Source organism: Aeromonas sp. R4-1, from assembly GCF_040908325.1.
Lineage (GTDB): Bacteria > Pseudomonadota > Gammaproteobacteria > Enterobacterales > Aeromonadaceae > Aeromonas > Aeromonas veronii.
The window spans coordinates 1-13,438 of sequence record NZ_JBFODM010000040.1 but is presented as its reverse complement, the minus strand read 5'-3'; the positions used below and the strand labels follow the sequence as shown (position 1 = coordinate 13,438).

Here is a 13,438-nt window from a genome sequence, read left to right as displayed (position 1 = left end):
ATAGCAATCTGTCGCCTCTTACACAAATATCAATTTAACATGCTGATTTAATGTAGTTTTATCCATTTGTTCTGGCAAACTGGCGGTCCGTTGCGACCCGCAGGGCCAACCGAACAAGATCTTGATCACACTTATTCACGGGCTGGTTGTTTTTTAGGCTGGCTGATGAGGCGCGTTTTTTATGCAGTTGGTTCTCTCTTTGTTACAGCAGATGAGCGTCAGCCTGGTGATCGCCTATCTCTTCTCGAAAAGCCCGCTGCTTCGCCCGCTTGCCAACTATTCAGTGAGGATTCCTCACAAGGTACTGATATACATAATATTTTCATGTTTTTGCATCCTCGGAACCTATGTGGGCCTCGATATCGACGATGCCATCGCCAACACCCGGGCGGTCGGCGCCGTCTTGGGGGGATTATTGGGGGGACCGCTGGTGGGCTTTCTGGTGGGGCTGACCGGCGGTCTGCACCGCTATACGCTGGGGGGATTTACCGATCTCGCCTGCGCCATCTCCACCACCTGCGAGGGGTTGCTCGGGGGCATAGTGCACTGGCGACTGATGCGCTCGGGGCGAACGGATGCCCTGTTTGAACCACGCATCGCCTTCTTTACCACTCTCTATGCCGAGATCATGCAGATGGTCATCATCCTGCTGGTGGCGACCCCGTTCGACAAATCCCTGCTGTTGGTACGCACCATCGCCACCCCGATGATTCTGGCCAACTCCTGTGGCGCGGCGCTCTTTATCAGCATGATCCGCGACCAGCAGCGGATGTATGAGAAGTTCTCCCGGGTCTTCTCCGCCAAGGCGCTCAATATCGCCAACCGTACAGTGGGGATCATGAGTCAGGGCTTTACCCCACAGGCAAGCAACAAGATTGCCCGCATCATTCAGGAGGAGACCGGCGTTGGGGCGGTCGCCATCACGGACACCGAGCAGATCCTCGCCTTTATCGGCACCGGCGAAGATCACCATCTGCCGGGCACCCCCATCGCGTCAGCCATCACCATGCAGGCCATCGCCCAGAACAAGGTGCTGTTTGCCGATGGCAACAGCCAGCCCTATCGGTGCAGCCTCTCCTCCGCCTGCCAGCTGGGCTCGGTGCTGGTGATCCCGCTGCAGGGGGACAAGGGGGTGATCGGCACCATCAAGCTCTACGAGCCGAAGAAGCGGCTGTTTCTCAAGATCAACCACACCCTGGGGGAAGGGATTGCCAACCTGCTGTCACAGCAGTTGCTGGCCGGTCGGCTGGAGCAGCATCAGCGGCTGCTGGTGCAGTCCGAACTCAAGCTGATCCAAGCCCAGATCAACCCCCACTTTCTGTTCAACACCCTCAACACCATCAGTGCCATCACCCGGCGCGATCCGGACAAGGCGCGGGATCTGCTGCTGCATCTGTCGCTGTTCTTTCGCAAGAACCTCAAACGCCAGAGCGGCCTTGCGACTCTGCAGGAGGAGCAGGAGCACTGCCAATCCTATCTGGAGATCGAGCTGGCCCGTTTTGGCGATCGGCTGACGGTGATAAACGAGATCCCGCCCCATCTGGCCACACTGCGACTGCCCAGCTTCACCCTGCAACCGTTGATCGAGAATGCCATCAAGCACGGCATCTCGACTCTGCTGGAGCAGGGGCGTATTCGCCTCTGGACCGATGAGCATCCCACCAGCGTCACCATCCATGTGGAAGATAATGCAGGCACCTGGCAAGCACATCCCGCTGGCGACGGTCTGGGCATGACCATCGTAGACCGGCGACTGAAAAGCGCCTTTGGCGAGCGCTATGGCGTGACTATTGCGTGCGAGCCGGAACAGTGGACCCGGGTGTCGTTCACCATCCCCAAGGAGCAACCATGATCCGCACTCTGATAGTCGATGACGAACACTATGCCCGCGAAGAGCTGAGGCAGCAGCTGGCCTGCGATCCTGCCATCGAGATCGTGGGGGAAGCGGCCAACGCCATCGAGGCGCTGCCGCTTATTCAGCGCCTCAAGCCCGACGTGGTGTTCCTCGATATCCAGATGCCCAAGCTGAGCGGCATGGAGCTGGTCGCCATGCTCGACCCCCTGCCCCGCATCGTCTTTGTCACCGCCTTTGACGAATATGCCATTCAGGCCTTTGAAGAGAACGCCTTCGACTACCTGCTCAAGCCGGTGGAGCCCGCCCGGCTCGCCAAGACCCTCGCTCGCCTCAAGCAGGATATCTCCCCGCAGCCCATCGAGCGGCTGGCCCCGACTATCGAACATATTCCGGGCTATCTGCACAATCGGGTCAGGCTGCTGCCCATCGCGCAGGTGGAGTATGCCTTCTCCGATCTGGGCGGGGTCCATGTGGCCTGTCAGGGCGAGCTGTTCCACACCCAGCTCACCCTCAAATCGCTGGAAGAAAAGAGCCCGCTGCTGCGCTGCCACCGCCAGTATCTGGTCTCCCCCAACGCCATCTTCGAGATCCAGCTGCTGGATAACCAGCTGGCAGAGATTGTCACCCCGAGCGGCGCCCGGGTGCCGGTCAGTCGTCGCTATCTCAAGGAGCTCAAAGATCAGCTGGGGCTGGACTGAGCCGCGGAGTGTGCGCCTGATCACAGCCGCCGACCGCTCGGCGCGCCAAAGCGCCGCTCGGGGAATTTCACCTGCCAGTCAGGCGCAACCGTTTTAGACTCGCTCTGCACACTAAAAAATAACAATGCAGGAGCGTAGCAATGATCTGGTTCTTCCTCTGTGTCGGCTTACTTGTGGCCGGCTACTTCATATACGGCAAATTCATCGAACGGATATTCAGCCCGAAACCCGAGCTGAAAACCCCCGCCATCACCATGGCTGACGGGGTGGACTATGTCCCCATGTCGGACAAGAAAGTCTATCTGGTTCAACTGCTCAACATCGCAGGCGTCGGCCCCATCTTCGGCCCGATCCTGGGTGCCCTCTACGGCCCGGTCGCCATGCTGTGGATCGTCTTTGGCTGCATCTTCGCCGGTGCGGTACATGACTACTTCTCCGGCATGCTGTCGGTACGCGCCAAGGGGGCCTCGGTGCCAACCGTGGTCGGTGAGCATCTGGGCACCGCCGCCAAGCACTTCATGAACCTGTTTGCCGTGGTGCTGCTGATGCTGGTGGGCGTGGTATTCGTGCTGAGCCCGGCGGGCCTCTTGGCCAACCTCACCTCCACCGATCTGGTCTACTGGATTGTGGCAATCTTTGCCTACTACATCCTCGCGACCATTGTCCCCATCGACAAGATCATCGGTCGCTTCTATCCCATCTTCGGCGCCCTGCTGGTCTTCATGTCGGTCGGCCTCATCGTTGGCCTGATCGCCTCCGGCAAAGGCTTCTACAACACCGGGATGGACTTCTCCAACCTGCACCCGACCGAACTGCCGCTCTGGCCGCTGCTCTTCATCACCATCGCCTGTGGCGCGGTATCCGGCTTCCACGCCACCCAGTCACCACTGATGGCGCGCTGCATGCAGAACGAAAAATCCGGCCGCTTCATTTTCTACGGTGCAATGATCGGTGAAGGGATCATCGCCCTTATCTGGTGCACCCTGGGTCTCTCCTTCTACGACAGCACCGAAGCGCTCAACGCTACTATGGCCAACGGCGGCCCGGCAGCCGTGGTACACGAAGTCTCCACCAGCCTGCTCGGCACCGTGGGCGGCATTCTGGCCATTCTCGGTGTGGTGATCCTGCCTATCACCTCGGGCGACACCGCATTTCGCAGTGCTCGCCTGATCGTGGCGGACTTCCTGAAGATGACCCAGAAACCGCTGGCCAAGCGTCTGCTGATTGCCATCCCCATGTTTATCCTTGGTTTTATCATCTCCAAGGCTGAATTCGGGGTGATCTGGCGCTACTTCGGCTGGGCCAACCAGACCACCGCCGTCATCATGCTGTGGGCTGCGGCTGCCTACCTCATCAAAGAGGGCAAGCTGCACTGGATCTGCACCATTCCCGCCATGTTCATGACTGCTGTGGTGATCACCTATCTGGCCAACGCCCCCATCGGATTCGGGCTGGAGATGGGGACCTCCACCATCATCGGCCTGACTGCAACGGCGGCCATTACCGTGGCCTTCCTGATGAAGTTCCGCCAGCCGCTGGTCAGCAGTACCAGCGAAGGGTAAAAACAGCAAAAAATGCAGCGAAAGCAGCACAAAAAAGGCGCCTGATGGCGCCTTTTTTAATGACAAAAAGACTAATAAGACAACTGTCGAACGGCTTCAGCTTCAATACAGCGAATAGCTTTAAGGAAAGTGCGAACAAGTATCCCACGAACAAAAAATGAAAATTTTAGTCATTTAATATCAATGGGTTACCAGTAAATGCTCTCGTGCCATATGACTTATTCGCACCTTCCTTAAGATTCCGGGCAAACTGACGATAAATGTGTGATTCTTAATTGCTTTAGTGCTTGTTGGAACCCATGATTAAGCTGTGCGTCATGCCAGTGGAGGTTATAAATGGCCCTTGATTATTTTGCCCTTGGTCTGCTCGTCTTTGTCGGGCTGGTCATTTTTTATGGCGTCATCGTTATCCACGATATTCCTTACGAGATTGCCAAACATCGGAATCACCCTCATCAGGATGCCATTCATGTGGCAGGTTGGGTCAGCCTGTTTACCCTGCACGTGCTGTGGCCCTTCCTCTGGATCTGGGCAACCCTCTATCGGCCGGATCGCGGCTGGGGCTTTAGCCAGCGGCTGCAAGAAGATGAAGAGGAGCTGGCGGCCCTCAAGCAGGAGTTGGCGGATCTGAAGAGCCGTATCAACACTATCGAACAGAGTGAGCAACAGGGATAAACCATGGACCTGCTACTGATCCTGACCTACACGGCACTGTGTGTCGCCATCTTCAAAATCTTCCGCATCCCGCTCAACAAGTGGACCGTCCCCACAGCAGCACTGGGCGGCGTGCTGCTCATCGGCACCCTGATCATGCTGATGAACTACAACCACCCCTACTCCGAGATGGCGCGCAACTACTACGTCTCCACCCCCATAGTGCCGCTGGTCAAGGGCCGGGTGGTTGAGGTGCCGGTACAGGCCAACCAGCCGGTGAAAAAAGGGGATGTGCTGTTTCGCATCGATGACGAGCCGTTCCGCCTGAAAGTGGAGAGCCTCACCGCACGGGTCGAATCCAACCGCGAACACCTCAAGTCCATCGAGGCGAGACTGCGCTCCGCCAGGCTGGATCGGGATCGCGCCAGCGACCTGATGCGCCGTGGCGTGGGCAAGCAGCGCGACCTCGACGTCACCCAAGCCAACGTGGACGACATCGTGGCCCAGATTGACCAGCAGAAAGCCACCCTGAACGATCTGCAGGCCCAGCTGATGGAAGCCAAGTACCAGCAGTCACAAACCGTGGTCTATGCCCCGAGCGATGGCCATGTGGTGCAATTGGCCCTACGCCCCGGCATGATCGCCACCCCCTTCATGTATCGTCCGGTGATGACCTTCATCCACAAGGATGACACCGCCTACGTCGGCTGGTTCTGGCAGAACAGCATGCAGAGACTGGCGGTGGGCGATGAGGCCGAAGTGGTGATCGATGGCGTACCCGGCAAGATCTTCAAAGGCAAGGTGACAGCCGTGGTTCCGGCCATTGCCGCCGGTAACGTGCAGGCCAACGCCGGTCTGCTGGATCAAACCACTGCGGTGCGCCCGGGTCGTCTGCCGGTGGTTATCTCCATCACCGACCCCGAGTGGGCCAAGTATCAGGTAATTGCAGGCTCCAGCGGGCAGGCTGCCATCTATACCCACTACTTCCACCATGTATCTGTGATGCGCAAAGTGCTGCTGCGCATGGCAAGCTGGATGAACTACATCTTCCCGTTCCATTGATCAGCACCCAAGCACCCTGCGGGCCGGCATCATGCCGGCCCGCTGTTTTTGTGACGGCAAGCACCCTATAATGGCGCCATCTTGCACCACCCCACATCGACATACCCAAGCCTGCATGTTCGTTCTCAGACCCTATCAGACCGACGCCGTCAACGCCGTTATCAGCCACTTTCGCAAACACCCGGATCCCGCCGTGGTGGTGCTGCCCACCGGGGCCGGCAAGAGTCTGGTGATCGCCGAGCTGGCCCGCAAAGCGCGCGGTCGGGTGCTGGTGCTGGCCCACGTCAAGGAGCTGGTGGAGCAGAACCACGCTAAATACGAGGCGTGGGGGCTCAAGGCCGATATTTTCGCTGCCGGCCTGGATCGCAAGGAGGCGAGCGCCCAGGTGGTGTTCGGCTCGGTGCAGTCGGTTGCCCGCAATCTGGATGCCTTTGACGGAGCGTTTTCGCTGCTGATCATCGATGAGTGCCATCGGGTCTCGCTCGATGATGACAGCCAGTACCATCAGGTGATCGACCACCTCAAGGCCGCCAATCCGGCCCTCAAGATCCTCGGCCTCACCGCCACTCCCTATCGGCTCGGGCTGGGCTGGATCTACCGGCGCCACTATCACGGCATGGTCAAGAGCCACGGCGAACGGCTGTTTGGCGACTGCGTGTTCGAGCTGCCCTTGCGTTTTATGGTCAAAAACGGCTACCTGACGCCGCCGCGCATGGTGGATGCCCCCATAGTCCACTACGACTTCAGCAAGCTGGTGGCGAGGGAGAACGGCCTCTTCAGCGAGGCGGATCTCAACGGCGAGCTCAAGCGCCAGGAGCGGGTTACCCCCCATATCCTGAGCCAGGTGCTGGAGTATGCCGCCGACCGGCAGGGGGTGATGATCTTCGCCGCCACCGTCGAACACGCCCGTGAAATTCACGGCCTGCTTGGCGCCCGAGGCCAGCAGGCAGCCCTTATCACCGGCGAAACGCCGGGGCCGGAGCGCGATGCCCTCATCAGCGCCTTCAAGGCGCGGGAGCTCAAGTTTCTGGTCAACGTGGCGGTGCTCACCACCGGCTTCGATGCCCCCCATGTCGATCTTATCGTAATGCTCAGGCCCACCGAGTCGGTCTCCCTCTATCAGCAGATTGTGGGGCGGGGCCTGCGTCTCTCGCCGGGCAAGAGCGATTGTCTGGTACTCGACTATGCGGGCAACAACTTCAACCTGTTCGCCCCCGAAGTGGGGGAGCCTCGCCCCCACGCCGGTACCGAGCCGGTACAGGTGCCCTGCCCCGCCTGCGGTTTTGCCAACACCTTCTGGGGCAAGACCGACGAGGATGGCAAGGTGATCGAGCACTACGGCCGCCGCTGTCAGGGGCTGTTTGAAGATGATGAGGGCAACCGCGAAGAGTGTGACTACCGCTTTCGCGCCAAGATCTGCCCCGGCTGCGGTGCGGAGAACGACATCGCCGCCCGCAGCTGCCAGAGCTGCGATCAGCTGCTGGTGGACCCTGACGACAAGCTTAAAGAGGCGCTCAATCTCAAGGATTGCATGGTGATCCGCTGCGCGGGGCTAACCCTCACAGCCGGGCGCGGCAAACAGGGGGAGCGGCTGGAGGTGACCTATCACGATGAGGATGGGTTGACCCTCAGCGAATACTTCGGATTTCACTCCCCGGGCGCACGGCGCTTGTTTCAACAGCACTTTGTGCGTCATCATTGGCCCGCCCCGGGGCTGGAGCCCGAATTTGCCACCCTGGCGAGCGTGCTGGCCGCGCAAAGCCAGTTCCGTCATCCGGATTTTGTCATCGCCCGCAAATCGGGTCGCTTCTGGCAGATAAAAGAGAAAATTTTTGATTATGAGGGTCGCTATCGTACCGCCAACTCGCTGGCATGATGGCGACCGGCATACATGGCATGAATTGCGTTATCCCGTCGATCCCGCATCGGCTGGTTGAATTATCAGGGTCGGCACCACTGCCGGGCCCTTCGTCACGTTAGAGGATGTTATGCAGCGGCTGTTGATTGGTTTTTGTGCTCTCTTTTCTTCTCTGGCGGCTCATGCCGCCCCGCTGACGCCCCCTCAGGGTGGCCAGTACGCCATCATGGTGCAGGGCAATAACGGCGTCGAGTTTGCCCGCCACGCGGATCAGATGATCGCCCCCGCCTCCACCATGAAGGTGCTCACCGCGCTGGCGGCCCGCCTCGAGCTGGGTGCCGACTTCCGCTTCGCCACCGACATTCAGGCCCAACCCGGTGCCAAACAGGGTGACACCATCAACGGCGATATCTGGATCAACTTCGTCGGCGACCCCACCCTCTCCCGCATGGATCTGCTGGCCCTGTTCAAGCAGCTCGGCGTCACCAGCATCAAGGGCAATGTCTACGTCAACACCGGCGCCTACAACGGCTACGAGCGCGGCAACGGCTGGTCGTGGGGGGATCAGACCCTCTGCTTCGCCGCTCCTGTCTCCTCGGTCATCATCGACAAGAACTGCGCCTACGGCACCATCACTGCCACCCAGATTGGCAAACCGGCGGTCGGCAACGTGGCCACCGGCGTCCCCATCGGCATCGGTGCCGACAACGTGGAGGTGATGAGCTATGGCGACATGGCGCGCCAGTTCTGCGCACTGGAAGTGGACATGGCCAAGGGCAACTTCTACGAGCTCAAGGGCTGTATCACCCCGAACAAGGAGCCGCAGGGGCTGCGTTTCGCCATCCACGACGTGGAAGCCTGGGGCTGGGACAACATCCGCTGGGCGATGAACCGGGCCGGTATCAAGCATGATGGCCTGCTGCGGGTCACCCACAAGGCCCCTGAAGGGGCAGAGACCCTCGGCACCCACTACTCGGTCTCCCTGCCGGTGATGCTCGCCAAGATGCTGAAGAAATCGGACAACCTCTACGCCGATACCTTCCTCAAAACCGTGGGCCGTCACTACTACAACAAGCCGGGCAGCTATCGCAGCGGCACCATGGCGGTGCGCGCCATCCTGACCAAGAACGGCATCGATCTGGGCAATGCCACTCTGGCAGACGGCTCCGGTCTTTCCGCTCACAATCTCATCAGCGCCCGTCAGATGATGTCGGTGCTGAACTTCATCCAGAAAAATGATGCCGAGCTTGGCCTGATCAAGCTGCTGCCAAGCTCTCAGGTGGATGGCACCCTGGCGTGGCGCCGCAGCGTCACCGCCCCCATGATGAAGAACAAGGTCCACGCCAAGACCGGCACCATCACCGGCACTTCCAACCTGGTGGGCTTTATCGACACTGCGGGCGGCCAGCGCAAGGCGTTTGTGATGTTCCAGCGTGGCCTGTCCCAAGATCCGGCCACCCATGAGCGCTACCGTGCCAGCAAGGCGCCGTGGCCCTGGACTGTGTTCGAGAAGGGGGTGCTGGAGAGCATCTATCAGCAGCAGCCGATCCAGATCGCCGATGAGAGCTGATCCAATAGGCCCACTCGAATCAGGGTATCGATAATTTCGGCTTCAAGTCGCCACGAGGCAGGGCTATGCTGTTGCCTGCCTCATATCAACGGCCATACATAAACGGCTTAAAAAACGGAGAGAAAATATGTTTGCAGTGATTTTTGGTCGCCCGGGTTGCCCCTACTGTGTCCGTGCCGTACAGATCGCCGAGCAGCTGACCGAACAGCGCGATGACTTCAAATTCCGCTACGTGGATATCCATGCCGAAGGCATCACCAAAGAAGATCTGGCCAAGAGCGCCGGCAAGCCGGTCAATACCGTGCCGCAGATCTTCCTGGACGAGCAGCACATCGGTGGCTGCACCGATTTCGAAGCCTATGCCAAAGCGAATCTGGGTCTCTACCAGTAATGCCAGCGGGTCATCCCGAGCGGGTTGACCGCCAGATCGTATAAAAAAATCCGGCGCTATCAGGCGCCGGATTTTTTTATGGGCAACACGCGCACATCATCCCCGATCAGGGGGTCACCGACTGGGCGGCAAAGCGCGCAATGATGGGGTTGTGATCCGAGCTGTCGGTGGCCGGTGAACTCACCTCGACCAGATCCAGATTGCGGTAGTAGAGGTGATCCAGCGGGCGACCGAAGGCGGTGCGGCGCAGATCAGGCACCGGCACGGCCTCTTGCAGACCCAGCTCGTCCACCAGTTTGTTCAGCCAGAACTGGCGCTTGTCGCTCCAGGTATTGAAATCACCGGCCAGGATCACCGGCCCCTGATGGCGGCGCACCAAGGCAGTCAGATCGTTGAGCTGCTCGCGGAAGGTGGCCATCCCCAGCTCGAAATTGACCGCATGGATATTGATGACCATCACGCCGTCGGGATCGCCCTGCAGTGGATAGAGGCTCACCAGCCCGGATTTGGGGATGCGCAGCAAAGGTTCGGGGGAGCGCACGCCACAGACGAACGCCTGCGGGGTCTTGGCCACCGTCATCACCCCGAACGACACGCCGCCCTGGGTGAAGGCTTGCAGCTGTTGCCACTGGAAATCACCGGCGCGCAGCCAGTCGAGCATATCGGGACGGGTGGCCGACTCTTGCAGCAGCACCAGATCCTGCCCCTTGGCATAACTGTCCATCCCTTCGCGCCAGTTCTTGCGCTGGCCCTTGTAGAGATTCCACACCGTCACCCCGAATTCACGGGGCAGCGCCGTGGTCGCCAACGCTACCAGCGGCGGACGCTGGCAGTCGAGTCCCGGCACAATCCCTTGAGCTGTGACCAGATGGTTCTGATCCGGCACCTCAAAACAGCCTACCAACCCCAGGGTCAGCAGGGAGGTGCCAAGAATGCGATAACTATTTTTCATTGGCTAACAACCGCCCGCCTTTGCTTTTTGTTGCGACCATCACAAACGTCATCCACGCCGACTAAGCTGATAGTCCCTGTTCCACCCAACCAGAAGGAACTTGTCTCATGGCGAAAGAACTTCGGTACAACGTGACGTTTTATGATCAACAAGGAAATTGTCATCAAGTGGAGCTGTCCACCGTCTATCAGATAAGACGGGACCCTCAATGCGATCTCTGCCTGTTCGACACCCTGCAATATGTGGGCTCGGAAGAGATGCTGGAACGCATGATACGGCAAAAAACCGGGCTTGAGCAGGAAATATCCATCATCAATGCCCGGCTGATTTAATCAGGCACTCACCGGAACCGGGCGGGATTTGCCATGTTCGTCGATGGCGACATAGGTGAAGATCCCCTCGGTCACGCAGTAACGCTGGGCATCGTTTTCCCGCAGTACCGGCTTGACCCACACCTCCAGCTTGAGCTTCATGGAACTGCGGCCGATCTTCATGCAGCGGCCGTAGCAGCAGACCACATCGCCCACCTTGACCGGACTGTGAAACGTCATGCCTTCGACGGATACGGTACAAATACGTCCTTTTGCCAGCTCCTTGGCCATAATGCCCCCACCTATATCCATCTGGGACATGATCCAGCCACCAAAAATGTCGCCATTGGGGTTGGTATCGGCTGGCATTGCCAGGGTTCTCAGCAACAACTCCCCATCGGGGTGACGTTTTGTATCTACCATCATTACCGCCTCTCTCTCATGGATGGCGGCATGATAGGGGGCGATCACCCCCTTGGCAAACCTCAATTGCCCGAGGCGGCGAGCTCGGCAAACCAGTGGGCCGGATCGGGCCAGCGATAGTTGAATCCCATCTGCTGGCAAATCAGCTGACCGTCGATGGGCTGAAATTCACCGGCAGGCTCGATAAAGACCGGCACAGGCAACCCCTGCTGGCGCGCCGCAAAGGGGTAAAACTGCTCGCGGCGCGGATGCACAGGCGCGCTCAGGTTGAAAACATCCCCGTCCTTGCCCCGTTCCAGCAGCAACATGCAAGCCGCCACCACATCGTCCAGATGGACCAGATTGACCGACTGGGCGCCGCCATCCAGGGTCTTGCCCGCGAGGAAACGGCCGGGATGGCGATCCGGGCCATAAAGGCCGGAGGGGCGCACTATCATCACCGTCTCGAAACCGGCCGCCAGCACCGCCTGCTCCGCCGCCAGCATCCGCCCGCCACGGGCATGGCGCGGTTGGGGCTCTTCACCCTCCTGCTGCCCCGCGCCCCATACCGAGGTAGCGCTGACAAACAGCACCCGCCGGGTGCCATTCGCTTTGGCCAACGCGCAGGCCTTTGCCACCGCCTGCGGGTAGTCATCGGTCTTGCTGGGCGGTACGCAGATAACCAACGATTCGCAGGGGATGGGCCACGACTCTTGTTGATCAGCAACGGACATCTCGGCAGAGCCCATGTTGGCAGAGATGGTCAGCGGATAGGCATTGATCCCCTCCCCCTGCAGACGGGCCGCTTTTTCGGCGCTGCTGACCGTCACCGCCACCTGCTTGCCAGCCGCCAACAGGGCTCGCGCCAGCGGCAGCCCCAGCCACCCCGCCCCCAGAATGCCGATCGTCCCGGCGATATGTTGTTCTGTCATCATCCCTTCTCCTGCTTGACGCTATTTGCCCCGCAGCTTACCTGCCACAGTATAAAAGGGAAGCCTCTCTACTGAACTTAAAAAGCCAATGCCTCCAACCAGTTGAACGCGAATTCAACTTCGAAGTGCGACACTCGCCTATGCCGCCTGACGGTACTCTTCGAATACCTTGACAGGCTGCCTGAATCCGAGACATTTCCGAGGTCGTAGGTTGAGCCACTGCTCCGCTCTCCTGACATCCTCGTCCGTGACCTCTCTCAGGTCTGTTCCCTTTGGGATAAACTGCCTCAACAGCCCATTGCTGTTCTCGTTCAGACCGCGCTCCCACGAAGAGTAAGGGTGCGCAAAGTAAGTCTCGGCACCCAGCGCTTCCTCTATCGCCTTGTGTTCGGCAAACTCGCCGCCGTTGTCAAAGGTGATGGTATGCACCTGCTCGATGTAGGGCGTTAACATCTCGATTATCGCATCCCGCACCACCCCAGCCTGTTTGCTCGCGACCCGCTTGACCAGATAGAGCCGGCTCTTGCGCTCCACCAGGGTGACCAGTGCACCTGTGCCTTGCTTGCCCAGCACCGTGTCCGCCTCCCAATCACCGAGCCGCTCCCGGCTATCGACGATAGCCGGCCGTTCATCAATAGAGCGGGCTTCCTTGATGGGAGAACGCAGGCTGCTCGCCCCCTTGCGGTAGCGCTTGTGGCCCTGGCGCAGATGGCGGTACAACTGGCCACCCCGGGCTTTGTCGGCGGCCACATGGCGGTATATCCACTCGTGACTCACCATGAGGCCTATCTGCTTGCCCACCGCGCTTATCTGCTCCGGGCTCCACCACCAGGCGAGTGTCAGCTCGACAAACTGGATGACATCGGCAGATAGCCGAGATTTGGCCGCACTGGCCCGTCGGTGGGTGGCGTGCTGATGCGCATTGTCTGGCTGGTAGCCCTGCGGCCCGGCGTTACGACGCAGCTCCCGGTAGAGGGTGGAGCGATGAACGCCAATGGCGCGTGCGGTGGCAAGGATGGACATCCCCTGTGCGCGAAGCACCGATAACTGGTATCGTTGCCCCTCGGTCAACTGCTGATAGCTCATGGTGATACTGCTTTTACTTTGGCGAGCAGAAGGGTACCACCAATCAGCAGTTGGCCACCTCTCGCCATTCATCCATGAGTGTCGCACTTATTATCTGAATTCCCG

General features: G+C 59.5%; 13 protein-coding genes. 9 read left to right on the top strand and 4 right to left on the bottom strand.

Going from position 1 to position 13,438, the window contains the following annotated elements:
* The first annotated feature begins 181 nt into the window (after nt 1-181).
* From AB5Y90_RS06895 to AB5Y90_RS06860, 8 genes are all read left to right on the top strand, one after another.
* Nucleotides 182-1,852 carry a sensor histidine kinase gene (locus AB5Y90_RS06895; protein ID WP_216954170.1) on the top strand — a complete coding sequence of 557 codons (1,671 nt, stop codon included), beginning with the start codon at nt 182-184 and terminating at the stop codon, nt 1,850-1,852.
* Nucleotides 1,849-2,553 carry a two-component system response regulator BtsR gene (gene btsR, locus AB5Y90_RS06890; protein WP_216979111.1) on the top strand — a complete coding sequence of 235 codons (705 nt, stop codon included), beginning with the start codon at nt 1,849-1,851 and terminating at the stop codon, nt 2,551-2,553. Before AB5Y90_RS06895 ends, btsR begins: the two co-directional genes overlap by 4 nt.
* A 140-nt stretch (nt 2,554-2,693) precedes the next feature.
* A complete protein-coding gene (locus AB5Y90_RS06885; RefSeq protein WP_005350521.1) occupies nt 2,694-4,115 on the top strand; it encodes a carbon starvation protein A in 1,422 nt (473 codons plus the stop codon).
* A gap of 336 nt (nt 4,116-4,451) precedes the next feature.
* Nucleotides 4,452-4,790 (top strand): DUF3302 domain-containing protein, encoded by a 339-nt coding sequence (locus AB5Y90_RS06880; protein ID WP_257124649.1) that lies wholly within the window; start codon nt 4,452-4,454, stop codon nt 4,788-4,790.
* Between the two features lie 3 nt (nt 4,791-4,793).
* Entirely contained in the window at nt 4,794-5,831 is a 1,038-nt protein-coding gene (locus AB5Y90_RS06875) for an HlyD family secretion protein (RefSeq protein WP_075115488.1), read from the top strand.
* Nucleotides 5,832-5,946: 115 nt separating this feature from the next.
* Nucleotides 5,947-7,707 (top strand): DEAD/DEAH box helicase, encoded by a 1,761-nt coding sequence (locus AB5Y90_RS06870; RefSeq protein ID WP_257124648.1) that lies wholly within the window; start codon nt 5,947-5,949, stop codon nt 7,705-7,707.
* Between the two features lie 112 nt (nt 7,708-7,819).
* Nucleotides 7,820-9,259, top strand: coding sequence for a D-alanyl-D-alanine carboxypeptidase/D-alanyl-D-alanine-endopeptidase (gene dacB, locus AB5Y90_RS06865; protein WP_005350510.1), 1,440 nt, complete (start codon nt 7,820-7,822; stop codon nt 9,257-9,259).
* Between the two features lie 94 nt (nt 9,260-9,353).
* The gene (locus tag AB5Y90_RS06860; protein ID WP_223849348.1) at nt 9,354-9,650 is read left to right on the top strand and encodes a GrxA family glutaredoxin; all 297 of its coding nucleotides are present in this window, start codon (nt 9,354-9,356) and stop codon (nt 9,648-9,650) included.
* A gap of 106 nt (nt 9,651-9,756) precedes the next feature.
* Here AB5Y90_RS06860 and AB5Y90_RS06855 read toward each other — a convergent pair whose 3' ends face one another.
* Nucleotides 9,757-10,602: an endonuclease/exonuclease/phosphatase family protein gene (locus tag AB5Y90_RS06855; RefSeq protein WP_005337873.1), complete on the bottom strand. Its 846-nt coding sequence runs from the start codon at nt 10,600-10,602 to the stop codon at nt 9,757-9,759.
* Nucleotides 10,603-10,709: 107 nt separating this feature from the next.
* Here AB5Y90_RS06855 and AB5Y90_RS06850 point away from each other — a divergent pair, with 107 nt between their 5' ends.
* Nucleotides 10,710-10,934: a hypothetical protein gene (locus AB5Y90_RS06850; protein ID WP_005344394.1), complete on the top strand. Its 225-nt coding sequence runs from the start codon at nt 10,710-10,712 to the stop codon at nt 10,932-10,934.
* Here AB5Y90_RS06850 and yciA read toward each other — a convergent pair whose 3' ends face one another.
* From yciA to AB5Y90_RS06835, 3 genes are all read right to left on the bottom strand, one after another.
* Entirely contained in the window at nt 10,935-11,339 is a 405-nt protein-coding gene (gene yciA / locus AB5Y90_RS06845; RefSeq protein ID WP_033113469.1) for an acyl-CoA thioester hydrolase YciA, read from the bottom strand. It abuts the gene before it with no gap.
* Nucleotides 11,340-11,398: 59 nt separating this feature from the next.
* Nucleotides 11,399-12,247, bottom strand: coding sequence for an NAD-dependent epimerase/dehydratase family protein (locus AB5Y90_RS06840; protein ID WP_307896867.1), 849 nt, complete (start codon nt 12,245-12,247; stop codon nt 11,399-11,401).
* A gap of 138 nt (nt 12,248-12,385) precedes the next feature.
* Nucleotides 12,386-13,333: an IS30-like element ISAs2 family transposase gene (locus AB5Y90_RS06835; protein WP_019706001.1), complete on the bottom strand. Its 948-nt coding sequence runs from the start codon at nt 13,331-13,333 to the stop codon at nt 12,386-12,388.
* Between the last annotated feature and the right edge of the window lie 105 nt (nt 13,334-13,438).